At 41.1% G+C, this 21258-nt stretch carries 18 protein-coding genes; 1 reads left to right on the top strand and 17 read right to left on the bottom strand.

What is annotated here, in order from left to right; translation table 11 throughout:
- Positions 1-33 precede the first annotated feature (33 nt).
- From rsmB to SPD53_RS02945, 9 genes are all read right to left on the bottom strand, one after another.
- On the bottom strand, positions 34-1383 hold the full coding sequence (rsmB, locus tag SPD53_RS02985; protein WP_156855504.1) for a 16S rRNA (cytosine(967)-C(5))-methyltransferase RsmB: 1350 nt from the start codon (positions 1381-1383) through the stop codon (positions 34-36).
- Between the two features lies 1 nt (position 1384).
- On the bottom strand, positions 1385-2326 hold the full coding sequence (fmt, locus tag SPD53_RS02980) for a methionyl-tRNA formyltransferase (RefSeq protein WP_156855505.1): 942 nt from the start codon (positions 2324-2326) through the stop codon (positions 1385-1387).
- Positions 2327-2365: 39 nt separating this feature from the next.
- Positions 2366-4774 carry a primosomal protein N' gene (gene priA / locus SPD53_RS02975; protein WP_336251627.1) on the bottom strand — a complete coding sequence of 803 codons (2409 nt, stop codon included), beginning with the start codon at positions 4772-4774 and terminating at the stop codon, positions 2366-2368.
- Entirely contained in the window at positions 4771-5979 is a 1209-nt protein-coding gene (gene coaBC / locus SPD53_RS02970) for a bifunctional phosphopantothenoylcysteine decarboxylase/phosphopantothenate--cysteine ligase CoaBC (RefSeq protein WP_336251626.1), read from the bottom strand. The genes priA and coaBC overlap by 4 nt, the downstream gene beginning before the upstream one ends.
- A 170-nt stretch (positions 5980-6149) precedes the next feature.
- A complete protein-coding gene (rpoZ, locus tag SPD53_RS02965; RefSeq protein WP_156855508.1) occupies positions 6150-6350 on the bottom strand; it encodes a DNA-directed RNA polymerase subunit omega in 201 nt (66 codons plus the stop codon).
- Position 6351: 1 nt separating this feature from the next.
- A complete protein-coding gene (gene gmk / locus SPD53_RS02960; RefSeq protein ID WP_336251625.1) occupies positions 6352-6966 on the bottom strand; it encodes a guanylate kinase in 615 nt (204 codons plus the stop codon).
- A gap of 59 nt (positions 6967-7025) precedes the next feature.
- A complete protein-coding gene (remA, locus tag SPD53_RS02955) occupies positions 7026-7289 on the bottom strand; it encodes an extracellular matrix/biofilm regulator RemA (RefSeq protein ID WP_156855510.1) in 264 nt (87 codons plus the stop codon).
- Positions 7290-7380: 91 nt separating this feature from the next.
- On the bottom strand, positions 7381-8250 hold the full coding sequence (locus tag SPD53_RS02950; protein ID WP_198042595.1) for a YicC/YloC family endoribonuclease: 870 nt from the start codon (positions 8248-8250) through the stop codon (positions 7381-7383).
- Positions 8251-9085: 835 nt separating this feature from the next.
- The gene (locus SPD53_RS02945; protein ID WP_336251624.1) at positions 9086-11743 is read right to left on the bottom strand and encodes a cation-translocating P-type ATPase; all 2658 of its coding nucleotides are present in this window, start codon (positions 11741-11743) and stop codon (positions 9086-9088) included.
- A gap of 94 nt (positions 11744-11837) precedes the next feature.
- On the opposite strand from SPD53_RS02945, the gene SPD53_RS02940 reads away from it, so the two are divergent.
- The gene (locus SPD53_RS02940; RefSeq protein ID WP_156855513.1) at positions 11838-13547 is read left to right on the top strand and encodes an Rqc2 family fibronectin-binding protein; all 1710 of its coding nucleotides are present in this window, start codon (positions 11838-11840) and stop codon (positions 13545-13547) included.
- Between the two features lie 206 nt (positions 13548-13753).
- Here the strand turns inward: SPD53_RS02940 and SPD53_RS02935 are convergent, their stop codons facing one another.
- From SPD53_RS02935 to SPD53_RS02900, 8 genes are all read right to left on the bottom strand, one after another.
- Positions 13754-14176 carry an organic hydroperoxide resistance protein gene (locus SPD53_RS02935; RefSeq protein ID WP_156855514.1) on the bottom strand — a complete coding sequence of 141 codons (423 nt, stop codon included), beginning with the start codon at positions 14174-14176 and terminating at the stop codon, positions 13754-13756.
- A gap of 60 nt (positions 14177-14236) precedes the next feature.
- A complete protein-coding gene (locus tag SPD53_RS02930) occupies positions 14237-15097 on the bottom strand; it encodes a LysR family transcriptional regulator (protein ID WP_156855515.1) in 861 nt (286 codons plus the stop codon).
- Between the two features lie 861 nt (positions 15098-15958).
- Complete coding sequence (gene pyrE, locus SPD53_RS02925) at positions 15959-16576, bottom strand: orotate phosphoribosyltransferase (RefSeq protein ID WP_156855516.1); 618 nt, start codon at positions 16574-16576, stop codon at positions 15959-15961.
- Positions 16566-17273, bottom strand: a complete 708-nt coding sequence (gene pyrF / locus SPD53_RS02920) for an orotidine-5'-phosphate decarboxylase (protein WP_156855517.1) — start codon at positions 17271-17273, stop codon at positions 16566-16568. The genes pyrE and pyrF overlap by 11 nt, the downstream gene beginning before the upstream one ends.
- The gene (locus SPD53_RS02915) at positions 17270-18181 is read right to left on the bottom strand and encodes a dihydroorotate dehydrogenase (protein ID WP_336251682.1); all 912 of its coding nucleotides are present in this window, start codon (positions 18179-18181) and stop codon (positions 17270-17272) included. Before SPD53_RS02915 ends, pyrF begins: the two co-directional genes overlap by 4 nt.
- Entirely contained in the window at positions 18181-18933 is a 753-nt protein-coding gene (locus SPD53_RS02910; protein WP_156855555.1) for an iron-sulfur cluster-binding protein, read from the bottom strand. Before SPD53_RS02910 ends, SPD53_RS02915 begins: the two co-directional genes overlap by 1 nt.
- Before the next feature lie 29 nt (positions 18934-18962).
- On the bottom strand, positions 18963-20249 hold the full coding sequence (locus tag SPD53_RS02905; RefSeq protein WP_336251623.1) for a dihydroorotase: 1287 nt from the start codon (positions 20247-20249) through the stop codon (positions 18963-18965).
- Positions 20212-21129 (bottom strand): aspartate carbamoyltransferase catalytic subunit, encoded by a 918-nt coding sequence (locus SPD53_RS02900; protein WP_336251622.1) that lies wholly within the window; start codon positions 21127-21129, stop codon positions 20212-20214. The genes SPD53_RS02905 and SPD53_RS02900 overlap by 38 nt, the downstream gene beginning before the upstream one ends.
- Positions 21130-21258 lie beyond the last annotated feature (129 nt).

The raw sequence follows: 21258 nt of genomic DNA, 5'->3' as shown, positions 1-21258 counted from the left end.
CTTTATTCTGACTTCCTTTTACATAGAATGACGTCAAGTTCCTTTCTTTAAACGGGTAAGAAAGAAACCGTCCGTGCCGAAACTCTGCGGGAATAGCTGAAATCCATATTCGGTGATACCGATAGAAGACTGTAATTCTTCCGGAAGCTCCTTAAAGAAATCGCCATCGACTGTAAAAGCAGGATTTTCCTTAAGAAAGCTTTTTACCACTTGTTCATTCTCCATTTTTTCAATCGTACATGTGCTGTAGACGAATAAACCATCATCCTTAAGTAAATCAGCAACATGATTGAGAATATCAAGCTGGATTATGTGCAGCCTTTCAATATCTTGCTCTGACTTTTCATATTTGATCTCCGGCTTACTGTTGATTACTCCTAGACCTGAACAAGGTGCATCAACCAGAATCCGGTCAAAGCTTGCTTCAGCGTATTTTTCTTTTAATTTACGAGCATCATGAGCCGTTGCATGGATGATAGAGAGCCCTAATGTTCTTTGCTTTTCCTCGATGAGCTTCACTTTCTTCTTGTGCAGGTCATGGGCATATACAATTCCTTCGTTAAGCATTTTCTCCGCTATATGTGTTGCTTTCCCGCCTGGAGCACTGCAGGAATCGAGAACATCCATTCCAGGTTCAGGTTTTAACATTTCGGCAACTAACATCGAGCTCTCATCTTGAATTGTCAGTTTTCCTTCAGTAAATAATTTACTTGATAGCACATTCCCTTTCTCAATTTGAATGCCTTGCTTTGAAAAAAGGGAAGGTTTTACAGTAAATCCTTCCTGTTCCAATTCAGCCATCGCTTCTTCACGGGAAATTTTTAATGGTTGAATACGGACGGACATCGGCTTCTCTTTTAAATTTGCCTGGCAGATTGCTTCAGCTGTTTGAAAGCCATACTGCTGAATCCAGCGGTTCACAAGCCATTTAGGGTGACTTGTCTCAACAGAAAGTCTCTTCAGCGGATCTTTTATCTCAGCTAAATCGCGAACGCCATTTCGCTGAATATTCCGGAGAACCCCGTTGACAAAACCCTGGATGCCACGATGTCCCTTTTTCTTTGCAATTTCAACTGCTTCATGAATAACTGCATGGTCTGGAATCTTATTCAAATAAACCATTTGGTAGACGGACATCCGTAATAGCATTCTTACCCAGTCGTCGATTTTTTTATTCGGGTCAACATACTTGGAAAGATAGTAATCGAGCGTCATTTTCCTTTCCAATGTTCCGTAGACAATCTGTGTTAAGAGTGCTTCGTCTTTTGGATTCAGTTCATTTTTCTTTATTTCTTGATTGATTAATAAATGACTGAAGCCATGGTCCTTTTCAATCCGTACTAATAATTCCAGTATCAAGTTTCTTAGTTTAGTTGTCTTCATCTTATTCTCCTAAACGTACGCCGACTTGAATTCGCTCGCCCGACCCTTGAAGATAATCTTTGACAAGCATCCTTGTTTTACCTGCTGGTTGAATTTCTGTAATTCGAATTCCTTTTTTATCCCCGCAAACGACAATGAAGTCAGCCTGATCATTTTTAGCGACGATTTCCCCGGCCTTTCCTTCATATGTTTTCCCATCGGTTTCACCCCACCATATCTTCATTGTTTTACCAAGATAGGTCGTGTAGGCAACCGGCCATGGATGTAAGCCACGGATTTGATTGTAAATTTCCGTACTGCTCTTATTCCAATCAATCCATTCATCTTCTCGTTTAATGTTCGCTGCGAACGTCGCCTGTTCTTCTTCCTGCGGGATTGTTGTCAGCTGTCTGTTAAACAGTTTTGGGAGTGTTTCGATTAATAACTTAGCACCAGCTTCCGATAATTTATCATGAAGGGTACCGACATGGTCTCGGGCAGCAATTGGTACGGTGACTTGTGCCAGCATATCACCCGCATCGAGTTTCTCGACCATATACATAATGGTGATCCCTGTTTCTTTTTTACCTTGAATAATGGCATGGTGAATCGGTGCCCCGCCCCGCAATTCCGGTAGTAAAGATGCATGGACGTTAATACAGCCGAACGGTGGTGCTTCGAGCAGTTTATTCGGAAGCAATTGACCATAAGCCGCTGTGACAATAACATCCGGATTTGCATCCATTATTGCTTGATAATCTTCTCGCAATCGTTCTGGCTGGAACACCGGCAGCCCCAAATCTTCTGCAGCCTGTTTCACTGGGGAAGGCGTAATAACTCGTTTTCTCCCCTTGGGTCTGTCGGGCTGGGTCACTACTAAAACTATTTCGTGCTCCTCGCGGGCAAGCGCGTGAAGAATTGGTACAGAAAAGTCCGGTGTCCCCATAAATACGATTCTTTTCATTTTTTTACCTACTTTCTAATCCATCATGATGTTGTTCTATTACATCATCTGATAAGGTTGCATATCAACAATAATTTGTAAGTCGTGTTTTTGAATCTGTTCTTTAAAGTTGTTTGTAACTTCTTGAATAAAAGTACGTAACTTAGGTTCGTGCTTGTATTTTATCATGCATTGGTAACGATATCTATCCTTAATGCGTGGGATTGGTGAAGGTGTCGGTCCAAGGATGATTGTTTCTGGACCAACTTTCATCAATAATTGTTGAACGAACTGCTGTGTAGCCTGTACAACTTGTACATGGTTCTCATGCGTAATCGTTATGAGCGCCAGATAATAGTAAGGAGGATAGCGAAACGCTCTTCGCATCGCCATTTCTTTTTTATAAAAGTCTTCAAAGTTATACTTACTCGCAAGTTCGATACTATAATGATCCGGTGTGTAGGTTTGAACAATGACTTCTCCAGGTAAATCATGCCTCCCTGCACGACCGCTTACTTGGGTAAGAAGCTGAAATGTCTTTTCAGATGATCGAAAATCAGGCAAATGTAGCATGGAATCGGCCGTGAGCACCCCAACCAATGTGACATTTTCAAAATCGAGTCCTTTTGCGATCATTTGCGTTCCTAAAAGAATATCTGCTTTATGTTCACTGAACTCACGAAGCAGCTTTTCATGAGCACCTTTTCTTCTCGTCGTATCTACATCCATCCTGATCACTCGGGCTTCGGGGATTAATTGGGTGAGTGACTCTTCCACCCGCTGTGTCCCTGTACCAAAGTAACGGATCAAATCACTGGAACATTCTGGACACACGTTTGGCACTTCTTCTTCATACGAACAATAATGACACTTCAGCAAATGGCTGTTCTTATGATAGGTTAAGGCAATATCACAATGCGGGCATTCTTTTACATGCCCACAGTCCCGGCACATAATAAAGGTCGAGTATCCTCTTCTGTTTAAGAGAAGGACAATTTGTTCACCTTTTGCAATACAATCTCTTATTTTCTCCATGAGCAGACGCGAGAACATCGTTCGGTTCCCTGCGTGGAGCTCCCTTCGCATATCGACGGTAATGACTTCAGGCAGCGGTTTATCATTCGTCCTTTTCGTGAGGGTAGCTAACTTATATACTCCTTTTGCGGCTCTCGCATAGGATTCAAGGGTCGGAGTGGCACTCCCAAGAACGACTGGGAAGTTTTGATCCTTCCCTCTTTTAATTGCAACATCCCTTGCATGATAACGCGGTTGATCTTCTTGCTTATAGCTTGTCTCATGCTCTTCATCAATAATGATAATCCCGAGGTTTTCAAATGGGGAAAAGATAGCGGAACGGGCTCCGACAACAACTTGCACTTCTTTACGTTGGATTTTCCGCCATTCATCAAATTTCTCCCCCGCTGACAACGCACTGTGCATGACAGCTACATTTCTCCCGAATCTACCTTTGAATCGTTTCACCATCTGAGGTGTTAGGGAAATCTCGGGGACGAGCACAATCGCTTCTTTCCCTTTCTTAATTACTTCTTGAATCGCTTGTAAATAAATTTCCGTTTTCCCGCTGCCGGTTACACCGTGCACAAGGATCACTTCATGTTCATTATTTTCAATACTTGCTAGGATTGGTTCAATCGCTTGTTGTTGTTCGGGCTTTAGCGGAAGCGGATCTGTTCGTTCGATTGCATCATCATTATACGGATTCCGATATGTTTCTTTTTGGTATGTATCTAGAAGTCCTTTATCAATTAATGCCTTCACCGTGCTTGTTGTCGTTCCTATCGTTTGCAGTAATGATTTCTGTTTAATCTCCTGCGGGTTTTCAATGAAAAATTCAATAATTGCCCGCTGCTTCCTTGCAGATTGGGACAAATCATGTAAAGCTTCTTCCAATAAGTGAATTTCTTTTTTCGGATATACGAATGTTTCAAATTTCTTTGTGATTTTCGACTTAACGATATAATCGATCTGGACTTCCCCTGCATCTACTGCTTTTTTTAAATGTTGATAGTTTAACGCAGAGGCTTCAAATTCTTCAAATGGAATAACATCCCGACCTTGGAACAGATCTTCCAATTCATCTGACAATACTTCACCGCTGAGACGATTGATCTCTTTCTTATACTTCGACTTGAGTACCTGGGGAAGCATTACTTGTAGAGCAACAATTGAAAGGGATAGTGTTCGATGAGCTAACCATTTACCTAAATCAAGCAATTCTTTTGTAAGAACGGGAACTAAGTCTAGCACTTCTTCAATAGGTTTTAACTTATTAAAGGATGATGTATCCGTGATTTCTACTACAAACCCCATAATTTTCCTTGGACCAAACGGAACAATAACACGCATCCCCGGAGTCAGCACATGCGTGAAACGGTCTGGTATTTCATAATCAAAGGTTTGGTCGATGGCAAAAGAAGGCACATCGACGATTACTTTTGCTACGTTCAATCTAACTCATCCTTCATATCACGAATAATAAGTTTCCATAAATTTTCTGCAATTGCTTTTTTCGATGCAAGCGGTAAGTTTTCTTCTTCCAGCTTACGATTTAAATACGTAACGATGTTTGTATCGCCCGCAAAACCTGCCCCTTCAGAAGAAACATTATTAATCACAATAGCATCAAGATTTTTCTTTTCTAATTTACCTTTACCGTATTCAAGGACTTTTTCGGTCTCTGCTGCAAACCCAACAAGGAATTGGTGCTGCTTCTCCTCTCCCAGAGACTGGAGAATATCCTTTGTTCGTTCCATTTCTATAATAAGATCATCGCCTGATTTTTTAACTTTTTCTTTAAAAGTTTGTTTCGGCCGGTAATCCGATACTGCTGCGGCTTTTATTACAATATCACTTTCTGGGAAAAATCGATGGATTGCCTGATACATTTCTTCTGCGGAGACAACATCGACCCGTTTAATACCACCGTTCTTCATCTGATTACCTGTAGGTCCCGCTACAACCGTCACTTCGGCACCGAGTTCTGCTGCAGCTTCAGCTAAGGCAAAGCCCATTTTTCCTGATGAGCGATTAGATAAGAAACGGACTGGGTCAATGACTTCCCGTGTAGGTCCGGCAGAAATCAAGACGCGTTTTCCTTTTAAAGGCTCGTCCTTTTGTTGATGGTCCTCGATCACTTCGATAATTGTTTCCGGTTCTTCGAGTCTACCTTTCCCAACGTAGCCACAAGCTAAATAACCGGCACCTGGTTCAATGAAGTGATATCCCCACTCATCCAATTGCTGCATGTTCTCAACTACAGCAGGATTTGCATACATATGCACATTCATCGCAGGAGCAATATACACTTCCGCCCGGGTTGCAAGCAGAGTAGTGGACAGCATATCGTCCGCAATCCCGTTCGCTAACTTTCCAATAATATTGGCTGTCGCTGGGGCGATTATCGCAATCTCTGCCCAATCAGCTAAATCAATATGGGCAATCTTTTCAGGATCTTTTTCGTCAAAAGTATCTATATATACAGGGTTTCGGGATAAGGCCTGGAAGGTGAGCGGAGAAACAAATTTCGTTGCATTTTCCGTCATCAAGACTCTTACATTCGCACCTTTTTGTGTCAACTTACTCGTAAGCGCACAAGCCTTGTAAACAGCAATCCCACCAGAAACCCCCAACAAAATATTCTTTCCTCTAACCACACAAAAACCCCCTTCTCAACTCCCTTCAGTTTAACATATTTAACAACAAAAGCGGAAGCGTGCGCATAGGGACGTACAAACTGGAATACTACGTAATGAGATAAAGGAAACACAGTGGAGGACGTATGGACATTTCAAAAAGAAAAAACCCCGCTATAAAAGCGAGGCGTTTATTCTTCTTCTGCAATATACAATTTTCCATCCGCAATTTCTTCTAGTGCCACCCCAACAAACGTGTGGGAAGATGGCTCTTCAACCATCGATTTTTTATTTTCAGCCAACTGCCTTGCACGTCTTGCAGATAGTGTGACTAATTCATACTTTGAATAAATTTTTTCCTGTAACTGGTCAATGGATGGTTCTAGCATCATGTCAATCTACCTCCAATATTTTTCTATATAGCTTTTCCACTCGTTCTCTTTTCATATGCTCCGCTTTAATAATCGCTTTTACTCGGTCCACGGCTAGATCGACGTCATCATTTACGACTACATAATCATAAGCATGCATCATTTCAATTTCATTACGGGCCTCTTTTAACCGGTTGCCGACAAGTTCTTCCGTTTCCGTTCCACGGCTTACGATGCGGTTCTTTAATTCATCAAGACTCGGAGGAAAGAGAAAAATAAAAACTCCTTGCGGGAAGTTATTTTTCACCTGTAAAGCTCCTTGGACTTCAATCTCAAGAAATACGTCTTTTCCCTTTGCTAATGTTTCCTCAACAAAAGCTTTCGGTGTTCCATAATAATTATTAACATATTTGGCGTATTCTAAAAGTTCGTTATCTGTAATCATTTGCTCGAATTTTTCTTTCGAACGGTAAAAATAATCTACACCCTCCACTTCACCCGGTCGCATATTTCTAGTTGTCATGGAAATGGAGTATTGTAAATCTGTCTGCTCCTCAAAAAGCCTTTTTCGAACGGTTCCTTTTCCAACACCAGATGGTCCTGAAAGGATAAATAATATACCTGACTCATCCTTCAATTGCTCTTCCTCCTATTACAAACTTACTCTATAAAGAAATCATCTTATATACGAATAATTTATGATTCCTCCGTTACTTCCTCATGGTTCATGACTCGTTGCCCGACCGTCTCCGGTTGGACTGCAGATAAAACGACATGATCACTATCCGTGATAATGACCGCTCTCGTTCTTCTGCCATATGTAGCGTCAACTAACTTATTGTTATCCCTTGCAACCGAAATAATCCGTTTAATAGGAGCTGATTCCGGAGATACAATAGAAATGATTCGATTAGCTGAAACAACATTACCAAATCCTATATTTATTAACGTAAGATTCACTTTCGTTCCCCCTCTGTCAGCAAAACCCGTCTGATATTCATTATACTTTAATCTAACAGATATTTATACTTATATCCAATCAAATCTTTAATTACTCGATATTTTGTATTTGTTCTTTTATTTTCTCTATTTCGGTTTTCAATATAACATCAAGCCCATTGATTTCCGCTGCTGTAGCTTTTGAGCCGATCGTATTTGCTTCCCGGTGCATTTCCTGACAGATGAAGTCAAGCTTCCTGCCGACACTGCCTTCTTCCTTTAACGTATTTTTCATTTGATTGATATGGCTCTGCAGTCTCGTTAATTCTTCGGTAATATCGCCTTTTTCAGCTAATATGGCAACTTCTTGCATTATCCTTGCCTCGTCAATTGTATTGTACTCAGCAAGATGCTCGGTAATCCTTTTACTGATTCTTTCGCGGTAGGTTTCAATTACTTTCGGACGGACGTGCTGCAAGTGGTTCATCGTATCCTCTAATACTTGTAATCGCTCCTCTAAATCTTGCTCAAGGAAAGTTCCTTCCGCTCGCCTCATTTCCAAAAGTTTTCTACATGATTCTTCCACCGCTTGTAACAGGTTAGTCGTTAATGTTTCATCTTGCATCTCTTCTTCCTCAACGATAAATATATCCTCTAAATTCACTAATTGCTCGATATTCAGCTCACCTTTAATTGGATAGTGTTGCTTGATTTCTTCGACGCGGTCAACATACTGCCCCAGTATTTCCCAGTCTACATGTACGTTTTTATGAATCGATCCTTGACCTTGTATCGATATATATACTTCAATTTTACCTCGTTTAAAATAGTTTTTTATAATTTTTTTGAGTTTTTCTTCGAGGTAATAAAAGCTGCGCGGCATTTTTATTGTAATATCTAGGAATCGGTTATTAACAGAGCGCATTTCCGCTGTTATCTGGTATTCTTCATGTTCAATTACTTGTTTTCCAAAACCTGTCATACTTGAAAGCATTTTAATCACTACCTTTTCATGAACGGTATTCTTATGTACTCATCCTAAAATACAAAAGTAATTCATTTTTATCAAGTACCCGAAATATTTGAGGTATGTACTTAGACGCAATTACTTAAATAAAAAGTTCTCCAATATGAACCGGTGATCACTTTCATTCAGCGTAAGTGTTTTGTGCATTCATTTTATTAGCGTTCTAATTACCGTTCAGTTGCCCGGCGGACGGATGCTTTCCACGGGCACGGCCTCAGCCTCCTCGGAAGAAAACCGCTTCCTGCTCAGGTCTGGACTCGTGCTTTTCCCGTAGGAGTCACCGTCCGCCGGGCAACTGAACTGGTCTAAAGGATTATTTTAAAAAGAAATTATTCCGTTATGATAAGGATTGTACTTCTGGAATATTAAACAGTAATCCAAATCACGGTCTTTACTCGGAGCAGTCCAGACACCTCGAGACTCCAGCAGGAGGATAGGCATAGGTGAGACCCCACAGGGCGACAGCCCGAGGAGGCTCACCAGCCACCTGCGGAAAGCGAGAGGTGTCTGGACTGCGGACCTCCAGGAGAAGGTTGCACTTACGCTGAATGAAAGTAGTCAGTAGTTTTTTCGGTTATCTTTTGAAAGGGAATTAAAGGTAAAACGAACTAAGTTTAGAACCTTGTCTATAACTATAATAAATCGTCAGTTTTACTAATTTTTCCATAAGATAACTATTTCAGGCATAAAAAGTTGAGTTATGTATACCTTACCACGATTTCTTATTCCTGCGTAATGAAACATACCCGGATTCTCCTTGCAACGGGGCAAGAGGAAAACCGGGCAGGATTTATTTCTTCGTATAAGCGAATAGAATCGTCGGTAATAAACTTAATACAAGCACAATCAACCAATCTAATACTCCAAGTGCAGTAGTATGGAATATAGGTTGAAGTGGTGGCCAATATACGACAATGAGCAATAGCAGGACAGATGAAAGAACGGCAAATAGTAAATATTTATTTTCAAATGGATTCCGAGCAAAAATGGACTTTTCACTCCGACATTCAAATACATGAATGAGCTGTGCCATGACAAGTGTAGTAAAGGTCATCGTCCGTGCATAAGTGAGATTATCCGGATCATTATGATAAGCGAACAGGAAAGCAATTAAAGACACAAGACCGATCAAAATGCCTCTACTGACGATTTTATAACCAAGCCCTCTTGCAAAAACACCCTCTCTCGGATTACGCGGCTTTCGTTTCATAACATCTTCCTCGGATGTATCCATACCGAGCGCCATTGCCGGCAATCCATCTGTTACAAGGTTTACCCACAGTATTTGCACTGGGACAAGTGGCAGTGGCATTTTAAGCATGACAGCAAATAGCATGACAAGGATTTCTCCAACATTCGAGGCTAGTAAATAGCGAATGAACTTCCGGATATTCTCATAGATATTCCTTCCTTCATCAATTGCTGCTTTGATCGTTGCAAAGTTATCATCCATTAGAACGAGGGATGAAGCTTCTTTCGTTACATCGGTCCCGCTAATCCCCATACTAATGCCGATATCTGCAGCTTTGATAGATGGAGCGTCATTCACGCCGTCCCCTGTCATAGCCACAACATGTCCTCGACTCTGGAAAGCTTTTACAATTCTTAATTTGTGTTCCGGGGTTACTCTAGCGAAAACATAAATCTCTTCAATTTGTTTTTCCAATTCATGCTGGGTCATCTGATTTAATTCGCTTCCAGACACGGCACGACCCGATTCAGGCAGTAATTCCAGTTCCTTGGCTATTGCAGTAGCAGTATTCGCATGATCTCCAGTGATCATTACTGTTTTGATTCCAGCTTGTCTACAAGCAAGGATGGCTGGTTTTACTTCTTTACGCGGAGGATCGATCATCCCATATAATCCGATAAAAGTGATTTCTGTTTCTAGGAATGCGGCATCATCAAGCAATTCATCTTTCCGTAAAGGACGCACACCGATTCCGATAATCCTTAAAGCATCACTTGCCATCCGCTCTATAGCTTGATTGAATTTATCTTTCCCCGTTAAATCAAGGACTTTTCTACCATCTTTCGTTAAATGGAATGATGACCTTGGCAGCAATACATCGGGTGCTCCTTTTACGATAAGAAAACGTCTGCTATTCTCATCTTCCACAACGACACTCATCCGCTTTCTTTCCGAGTCAAAAGGAAATTCCTTCACTAATCGATATTCTGCTTTTATCGCTTCATTTAATCCAAATTTCCGAGCTGCGACAAGCAGGGCTCCATCAACGGGATCGCCATCGACTGTATATTGCCCATCTTGTAACTTTAAATTTGCCTGATTACAAAGAATGCCATAACGAAGCATCGCATCCAAGTTCGGATGGTCCCCATCGACAGTTTGATCTCCATTCAAAATTTCTCCATTAATCTGGTAACCTTCTCCTGTTAAATGGAGGAACTCTCCGTTCAGATAGAGCTTCTTAACGGTCATCTGATTCTCCGTCATCGTGCCTGTCTTATCTGAACAGATTACCGAAGCAGAACCTAATGTTTCAACGGAAGAAAGCTTGCGAACAATCGCTTTCCGTTTAATCATTCTTTGTACACCGAGGGATAGAGCGACAGTTACAATTGCTGGTAAGCCTTCTGGAATCGCTGCTACTGCTAAGGAAACGCCAGCTAGAACCATATGATAAAGCGGCCTACCTTGTAAAATTCCAAGAATAACAACTAATGCAGTGAGGAGAAATGCAACAATAATTAAAACTTTACCTAATTCCGCTAATTTCCGTTCGAGCGGTGTCATAATCTTCCTCGTTGTCATGATTAAGGATGCAATTTTACCCATTTCCGTCTGCATCCCTGTCCTTGTGACAATACCGATTCCTTGTCCCTTTGTTACTAAAGTGCCCATGAACGCCATATTCAGCTGGTCCTGTGGGTCGAGATCGGTCTCCGTCATAGCTTGTCCAATTTTGGCGACGGGTAAGGATTCACCAGTCAACGCCGATTCCTCAATTTCTAGGCTGTTCGCTTCTACAACTCGGATATCTGCCGGGATTCGGTCACCGCTTTGTATTTTCACTACATCCCCTGCCACGAGTTCACGTGAATTTATTTTTTTCCATTTTCCATTTCTTTTCACATTACTTATAGGTGCTGATAATTGTTTAATTTTCTCAAGGGAATCCTCCGCTTTCTGTTCCTGAAAATAGCCGATGCACCCATTTACAAGTACGATAATCATAATCGCTATCGCATCGACATATTCACCGAGCAAGCCGGCAATTAATGTGGCCCCTAAAAGCACAAGGACCATGAAATCCTGAAATTGCTTCAGAAACAGCAGCCAGCGGGATTGCTTCTTCTGGGCATCAAGTTCGTTCGCTCCAAATTTCTTTCTTCTTGCTTGTACTTGTTCTTCAGTTAGTCCTTGTGGGATAGTAACCTGTAATTTTTTTTCGACTTCATCTATATCTAATTGATACCATTTCATCAGCATTCCTCCAACCCTTTACTAATCCACTTCTACCCCATCTATATGCCGTACTCGTTCAATTAATGCTATAATTTACAATGAGGTGATTGATATGCCATTTGACGGTATTGTTACACGAGCAGTAACAAATGAATTACAAGATCTACTACTACCGGGGAAAATTTCAAAGATCTACCAACCGACAGCCCAAGAACTTATTTTTACGATTCGTAGTCAAGGAGTTAACCAAAGCCTACTCTTTTCCATACATCCAACGTATGCGCGGATCCATATAACAAAGGACAGCTACATCAATCCGAAAGAGCCGCCGATGTTTTGTATGGTGCTTAGAAAGCACCTTGGTGGCGCAACGATAAATTCGATTGAGCAAGATCGTTTGGAACGCGTCATAACTTTTTCTTTTACTACAAGAAATGAAATCGGTGACCAAAGTGAGAAACAGTTAATTGTTGAGCTGATGGGAAGACATAGTAATATCATTCTCGTGAATGAAGAGACGGGGAAAATTATTGACAGTATGAAACATATTTCCATGGCACAGAACCGCCATAGGACCATTCTCCCAGGACATGACTATGTTAAGCCGCCTGAGCAAGATAAGTTGAATCCATTAGAAATTGATGGTGAGGATCTGATTAAACGGATAGATTTCAATGCTGGTAAAATAGACAGACAACTTGTCCAGCATCTTACAGGCTACTCGCCTTTTATCACGAAAGAAATTGTAAGAAGGGCTAAACTTGGTGATATGTCCGTTTATAAGGAAAAGTTTGAAGAAATAAACCACGACGTTATTGCAAATAACTTTCAACCGGCAATCTATGTAAATGATCGTGAAGATTACCATGTTATAGAAATTACAACAGACAAACTAACAAAACAAAATTTCGATACGGTAAGTGAGATGCTAGACAATTTCTATTCCGGAAAAGCCGAAAGAGATAGAGTGAAGCAACAAGCGAAAGATCTTTCCCGCTTCATCCGTAATGAAATAAATAAAAACGAACGGAAGTTAAAAAAACATTACCAAACATTGAAAAAAGCTGAAAAAGCGGATGATTACCAAAAATACGGTGAACTGCTGACCGCTCATCTACATCTTGTAAAGCCAGGAGACACGGCTGTAAATGTAATCGATTATTATGATCCAGAACAGAATGAAGTGGAAATCGAACTTAATCCGCAACTTTCACCTAGTGAAAATGCCCAGCGCTTCTTTAAGAATTACCAAAAGCTAAAGAATTCAAGGAAAATTGTTCAGACAGAAATTAAAAAAACGGAAGAAGAAATTGATTACTTTGATCGGCTGCTACAACAGATTGATGTGGCTGGGGAAGAGGATATTGAGGAAATTAGAGAAGAACTTAGGGATGAAGGGTATTTAAGAAAACAACGGACAAAAAGCCGGAAGAACAAGGTTCAAAAACCGGTACCGGAAACATTTATCGCTTCTGATGGAACGGAAATTCTTGTCGGTAAGAATAATAAACAAAATGAGTATTTAACGATGAGGCTCGCACGTCGCGATGAGATTTGGCTGCATACGAAGGATATACCGGGCTCGCATGTTGTTGTTCGGCATACAGACCCCAGTGAGGAAACGTTACTCGAGGCGGCGAAACTTGCAGCTTATTTCAGTAAGTCACAAAATTCCTCTTCGGTTCCAGTTGATTACACGTTGATTCGTCATGTGAAAAAGCCAAACGGGGCGAAACCAGGCTATGTCACCTACGACAACCAAAAAACCCTATTCGTCACCCCCTCCGCCAAATTCGTAGAACAACATCGACAGAAAAAGTAATTTTTCGACACTGATACATTTATACTACTCCAATTGATTCGCTATGAATGGAAATCAAATTAGAGTGTATCCTAGGATCCAATACATTGAGACTCTAACTTGCGGACTTCCAGTAGAACGTTCTAGTCTATATGTAAATCTAGGTAATCAGACACAGAAAAGGATTATTCCTCGGAATGGGAATAATCCTTTTCTATGTGTATTAGTTATTCTACTGCTTGTGGAACTAGTTTGACGTCAACGTTCCCTCTTGTTGCTTTGGAATAAGGACAAGCTTGATGTGCCGCTTGAACTAGTTCCTCGGCATCTTCGGGGCTGACACCGCTGATTTTAACTTTCAACGTCACGCCTATTTTATTGCCACCATCACTTTCGTCCTTCATAAAACTAACCTCAGCAGTCGTTTCCGAATCAATCCGTTTATCTTTTTTAGAGGCAATGAGGTTCAATGCCCCGTCAAAACAAGCGGAATATCCAGCCGCAAATAATTGCTCTGGATTCGATCCTTTCCCATTCTTATCCTGCAAGGGATTAACAAGTTCAAGGTCTAATATGCCATCCGAAGACTTCACATGGCCTTCCCGTCCATTTTTAGCTGTTGCACTTGAAGTGAAGAGTACATCACTCATTAACTACCACTCCTTTTCAAATATAGTATATATCTTCCACATTTATAGAAAGATAAAACATTATAGAAATATAGTAGCAGTCAATGCTTCAATAAAATGATTCACTTGTGGCAGTTGTCTTGAATCTTCCTGATAACAAACCCATGTATCACGAGTAACGCTTTTTCCATCCAACATGAGAGGAAGATGCGGATATTCTTCCATCATAGAATCCGAAACACTCTTGGGCAGAACCGCCATACCTATTCCCTGCTTCATGAATTGCTTACACGTTTCAATCTGATCTACCGTCATCGTCTTCAGCGGTTTAATCGATGCTTGCTGATAGTAGAGCCAGTTATCAACTAATTCATGCATACTATCATCACTTTTAAATGAAATCAATGGCCTTTCCTTCACACCATCTTCTGGAAATGGTTCAGTGTCAAAAATATAAAGAGGGTCGGCAAATAGACGTATACAAGTGCTTTCCTTTAATTTATCGCCTCGGATAATGCAGACATCGTAATTTTTATGATCAAGTCGAATATCTTCACTAATACCTGTTACAAGATCGATAGCAACTTTTGGAAACTGATTTGTGTATGCTCCTAAAATCTTTGGTAGAAAGCGTTGACTAATTAGTGATGAACAGGCGATTGACAGTGTTCCATGTACTTCTTTACTAGACTTTGCAAGTTTATTTAATATATATTCTTCTCTGTCGATTACCTCTTTTGCGTGCTCTAAAATAATTTCACCTGCTGGAGTAAGTTTTAAACGTTTGGATGTTCTTAAAAATATTTGTACTCCGAAATATTCTTCAATATATTTTAAGCGCTGGGTAACGGCCGGTTGTGAAATAAGCACAACTTTTGCAGTGCCACGAATCGTACCAATTTCATTTAGTTTGATCAATAGTTCATAGTCCGTTATTTTCATGTTAACACCCTTATTTGATTTGGATACATCTATTATAAAGGAATCACGGATAAGATTCAGTAAATCGGAACAGGTGGAAACTGACAATTTAATGAATTTACAATTTAATTCTCGTAAAATAGCAAAAGAAAATTACTCCTATCAGCCCACGGTCTTGAAGTAACTACTTAGACATCACTAGTTAAATAAAAGTTTGTTAAAATGATCTGACAATCGCCTTCATTCAGCGTAAGTGAAGTTTTCATCTGGAGGTCCGCAGTCCTGACACCTCTCGCTTTCCGCGGGCAGCCGGGTTACTCCTCGTAAGCTTTGCGTACTGCGGAGTCTCACCTATGCCTTTTGACGAACAGGAAGTTCTAATGCCGGCGTTGGTCACAGGACGTGACCGTTCTTAGACGGCCTTCTGCAGAGTCTCGAGGTGTCTGGACTGCTCCGAGGAACGGCCATATTTGGCTCACTATTTCAGATTATTCTCCCATTAGCACGTACATGTTACTTTAATCGGAAAATAACATGGGGTTATTCTCCCATCAGTGCGTTCATCTTACTTTAATCGGAAAATAACCCGGAGTTATCTTCCCATCAGTGCGGTCATCTTAATTTAATGGGAAAACAACATCTATCCGCCGGGTAACTGAACGGCGGTTAGAGCATTGAAATAAAGGAGCGAGTCCAAGCTTTTACGCTGAATATAGGAATAAGTCGTTAAGAATGAGTTATTGGAAAAACGTATCAAGTTGATAAAATTAATATTATTAGCTTGATGGATCATCGTTTTTACTGGTTACAATATGAATAATTACTGTTCCAGACTGCGGAGTAATAAAAAAACCGAATGAAAGGATTTCCCTTCACTCGGTGTTAGTTTAATGTATCTCGCCAGTTTAATAATTCATGCATTTCTTCTTTACTTAAATTTCCACTAACCGTTAATGCTTCTAGTAGTTCATCAAAATTCGTTACGGTTTCGTGAATGAAATTAGCTGCTTTGAAGTTAGACGAGGCTTTTTCTAATCCGTAAGAAAAAATAGCCAACACACCGGTAACATCTGCTCCAGCAGCAGTGAGAGCTTGTGCAGCTTGAATCGCGGATCCACCTGTCGAAATAAGGTCTTCTATGACAACGACACGCTGACCGGGCTCGATGATTCCTTCAATTTGATTTCCTTTCCCGTGGGCTTTCGGTTTGGAACGTACATAAACAAGCGGCAAGTCAAGCGCAGTGCTTAACCATGCTGCGTGCGGAATCCCTGCTGTAGCACAACCAGCGATTACGTCTGGCCTCCAATTATTTGCTTCTAGTCGGGCGATAAATCCATCTGTAACTTTTTTGCGAATTTCCGGGTATGACATAATTAGTCGATTGTCACAATAAATCGGTGATTTCACACCAGAAGTCCAAGTGAAATAATCCTTCACATTAATTTGTACTGCGCGAATATCCAGTAAGTCTTGGACAAGTTCTTTTTCAATTACCATGTATAACAGTCTCCTTTATCGCTTTATGATAAGCTGCTTTCGGATTAGCGGCTCTAGTGATGCTTCTTCCCATCACAAGGTAGTCGGCTCCTAATCGTCTTGCCTCAGAAGGAGTTGCGACCCTTTCTTGATCATCTCGTTCAGATGTCTTTAAACGGATTCCTGGCGTTACCGTTAAAAAGTCATCCCCACATAATCGCTTAATTCCTTCTGCCTCGTGAACGGAACAAACAACACCGTCAGCCCCACTTGCTTTAGAAAGGCTCGCTAGCTTCTCGACCTGCTCATCCAATGCAAGTTGAAGCCCTAGTTCCTCCTGCATGGCTCGCTCATTCATCGACGTAAGTATTGTGACTGCAAGCAGTTTCGTTTGACTAGCGCCACCTGCAAGCAATCCCTCTTTCGCGCGTTTGATCATTTCTGAACCACCAAGGGCATGTACATTGACGATATCCACATCCAACTTCGCTAAATTCTTCATTGCCCGTTGAACCGTTGTCGGGATATCATGGAGTTTTAAATCAAGGAAAATCGAATGATTATTCGCCTTCAATTTTTCAATCATCGCGATTCCTTCCCTGTAAAAAAGCTCCATCCCGACTTTTACCGGCACACCTTGCAAATTATAACGGGTAAGGAATTGTTCCGTTTCCTCCCAATCTGGAAAATCTAATGCTAGATAAATTGAGTTCGTCATTCAATAACCGCCTTTCCAACCGCTTCTTTAACCGAGCTGAAACCATATTTCCGCAGTACTTCCGGCAACTCTGAAATAAGTTCTGGAAGGATAAGTGGATTTTGAAAATTTGCTGTTCCGACTGCAACTGCATTTGCTCCAGCGAGCAGGAATTCAAGTACATCTTCTACCGTTTGAATTCCCCCCATACCGATAATCGGAATGTTTGTTGCTTGTCTTACCTCATAAATCATCCGGATTGCAATCGGCTTTATTGCCGGACCAGAAAGGCCGCCTGTTTTATTTGCAATAAGTGGACGCCTTGACGGGAGATGCAGCTGCATGCCTGTTAAGGTATTAATCATCGTCAGTCCATCTGCACCAGCTTCTTCCACCGCTTTTGCCATCGCAACAATATTAGACACATTCGGGGAAAGCTTCACATAAACAGGTTTATTACTTGCTTGCTTTACCTTTTCTGTAACATGCTTTGCCATTTCGGGGTCTGTTCCAAATTGAATCCCGCCTTCTTTCACATTCGGGCAGGAAATGTTTAGTTCCAGTGCATGTACATCTGAGGTTTGATTAAATTTAGTTGCAACTTCTTCATATTCTTCAACCGTGCTACCGGCAACATTTGCTATGACAGCTGTATCATAATTTGCTAGAAATGGTACTTCTTCTTTAATAATCTTAGCTACTCCAGGATTCTGTAAACCAATTGCATTAAGCATCCCACTACTCGTTTCTGCAACCCTTGGTGTTGAATTTCCTGGGCGCTCCTCCCCTGTAGCAGCTTTCATCATGACAGCACCGAGTAGGCTTAGGTCATAAAATTTACTATACTCTCTGCCAAACCCGAAGCAGCCCGAAGCAGGCATAAGAGGATTTTTTAATTTTAAGCCGGGCAATTCGACTTGTAAATCAATCATAAAATGACCTCCTCAGCTGCAAAGACTGGCCCATCATGGCAGATTTTCTTGTAGCCACCTTCTGTTGTTGGTATAACACAAGCTGCACACGCACCGATTGTGCAACCCATTCGTTCCTCCAAAGAAATATAGCCCGTTTTATTATGCAATTGTGTAGTTAACGCTCGTAGCATGCCCGTCGGCCCACATGCATAATAAGCATTGAAACTAGGAACGCCAGTCACTGCATCTGTCACAAATCCTTTCATTCCATAAGAGCCGTCATCCGTTACAATAAACGTCTCTCCTAAACTTGCGAATTCCTTTTCATAGAAAACATATTCACTGGATTGAAAGCCAAGAATGGAAACAATCTTAATTCCTCCTTGCTTCTTTAATTGTTTACCAAGATAGTATAATGGCGGCACACCAATTCCCCCGCCAATTAATAACACTTTAGTCATTTCTCCTGACCTTAGAGGAAAACTATTACCATTCGGACCGAAACAGTCAATTTCTGCTCCAGGGATAAATCCAGCAAGTTCATCTGTTCCTTTTCCCATAATTTTAAATAATAGAGTTAATTCCTGCTTGTTCCGATCAATATTTGCAATGGAAATCGGTCGGGGCAACGTATGGTTTGGTAAGGCGATCGAGATAAATTGACCTGGTTTTGCCACTTCCGTTATATAATTATCCGTAAGCTTCATTTCAATCGTATCTTTGGCAATTTCTCGTATTTCTAAAAGTTTCATTTTGACTTTACGCATATTTTTCCAGCCCTCATTTTCTGTATTGTTCATAGCTGAAGGAAGACGGATTCGTCTTCGTATACAACTTTCCCACCTGCGATTGTGAGTACCGGTTTTCCAAATACGGTCCAACCGTTAAATGGTGTATTTTTCCCCTTGGAATAAAACGTATGTTTATCAATCGTCCATTCTTCGGTTAAATCGATTAGAGTGATATCTGCAAACTCAGCAACCTCAAGCCGACCATATGGCAGTCCAAAAACTTCCGCCGGCTTAACCGTCAGATAGTCGACAAGCAGCTTCAAGCTTAATTTTCCTGTCTTTACTAAATGGGTGTAAAGTAGTGGGAATGCTGTTTCGAGTCCAGTAATCCCAAATGGTGCTTGTAAGAAACCAAGGGCTTTCTCATCTTCAGCATGAGGTGCATGGTCAGTCGCAATTAGATCAATCGTACCATCAAGTAACCCTTCAAGTAATGCTTCCTGGTCTTCTTTTGCCCGTAATGGTGGATTCATCTTAAAGTTAGCGTCGTTTGATAAAATATCTTGTTCATTTAGTATTAAATGATGTGGTGTCACTTCAGCTGTTACGTTAATCCCCGCCCGCTTCGCATCCCGAATAACTCGAACAGATTCTTTCGTACTGACATGGCATACATGATAATGACAGCCTGCTGCTTCAGCTAACAGGACGTCCCTTGCAATCTGCACAGATTCACTGATTCCGGGTAGACCTGGCAAATTAAGGCGTTCACTCACTTCCCCGTCATGAACAACTCCATTATAGACAATCGAATTATCCTCACAGTGAGCGACAATCGCTTTACCAAGCTTTGCGGCCCGCTTCATTGCTTGCAGCATGAGGTCAGCAGTCTGGACACCGACCCCATCATCCGTGTAGGCAAAAGCTTTCCCGAGACTTTCTAAATCTGTAAGTTCTTTTCCTTCGAGTCCTTTTGTAATAGAAGCATATGGAAGGACACGTATAATTGCATCCTCTTCAATCTTTGCTAGTAAATTATCTATTTTTTCACGATTGTCTGGGACGGGATTTGTATTCGGCATGGCAGCAACTGTCGTAAAGCCTCCTCTAGCAGCTGCCATTGTCCCCGTTTGAATCGTCTCCTTATGTTCTCCGCCAGGTTCTCTTAAATGAATGTGGACATCAATGAAACCTGGTAAGGCGAGTTTTCCTTGTCCATCGATTACTTCTTCCGCACTGACATTTACTTTATCGGCAATTTCCGATATCTTATTATCCTCTATTAATATTTCTTTTTGGATCATTTCACCTGTCTCAGATAGCAGTTTGATATTTTTCAGTAGCTTTTTCACTTAAAATCCCCCATTCATTCAATACATTGATGATGATTGCCATTCTTACGTAAACTCCGTTGTTCATCTGTTTAAAGATTCGTGACCGTTCACATTCCACGAGTTCCGTATCAATCTCCACGCCGCGGTTAATCGGAGCCGGATGCATAATGATTGCGTTATCTTTCATTCTGCTTTCCCTCTCTTTTGTTAATCCGTATTGCTCTAAATAGTCATACGTATTCACCGAATGTTCGTGGCGCTCATGCTGAATCCGTAAAAGCATGACAACATCACACACTTCAACCGCTTCATCAATTGGAAGATAAGGAAATTCTAATACATCTCTTTCCATCCCCTGTGCCGCACTTAAATATACCTCCGCCCCAAGTTTCTGTAAACAAACAGCATTTGACCTTGCTACTCTGCTATGCTTGACATCTCCTGCGATCGCGATTTTCAAGCCTTCAAATGTTTTAAATTCTTGATAAATCGTTAGTAAATCAAGCATCGTTTGAGTCGGATGCTCTTTCGTCCCTGCTCCACCATTAATTAACGGAATCGACATTTTTGCTTCCAATTCTTTATACCAATCGTCTTCTTCATGGCGGACAACTAAGAAGTCGGCTCCGATTGCTTCAAAGGTCTTTGCCGTATCATAGAGGGATTCCCCTTTCAATACTGATGAGTTTTGCGAGTGGAAATCCAGATTTTCTATCCCTAATTTTCTCTCCGCTACAACGAAACTCATTTTCGTTCTTGTGCTCGGTTCAAAGAACAGATTAGCCGCAAATAGTTGCCGTTCCAGTTTGTAATCGTTGTTTCGAAGTTTCTCTGCATCCTGTAAAATGGAATAAATCTCCTCGGTTGTCAGTTGGTCTACTGAAATAAAATGTCTCATCTTTCTCCCTCCATCTTTTCGAATAGCTTAAGTTGGCATAAAAAAATCTTCTTGCAATAAGGCTGCAAGAAGATAGACATGTCCCGTGTATCAGACATGTAAAATCGCAACCTTTTAAATCTCTCTGGA

This window comes from Oceanobacillus sp. MO10714A (assembly GCF_037072045.1).
GTDB lineage: Bacteria > Bacillota > Bacilli > Bacillales > Amphibacillaceae > Oceanobacillus > Oceanobacillus indicireducens.
Note: the sequence above shows the minus strand (reverse complement) of the source record. Positions and strands in the feature narration are given on the sequence as shown.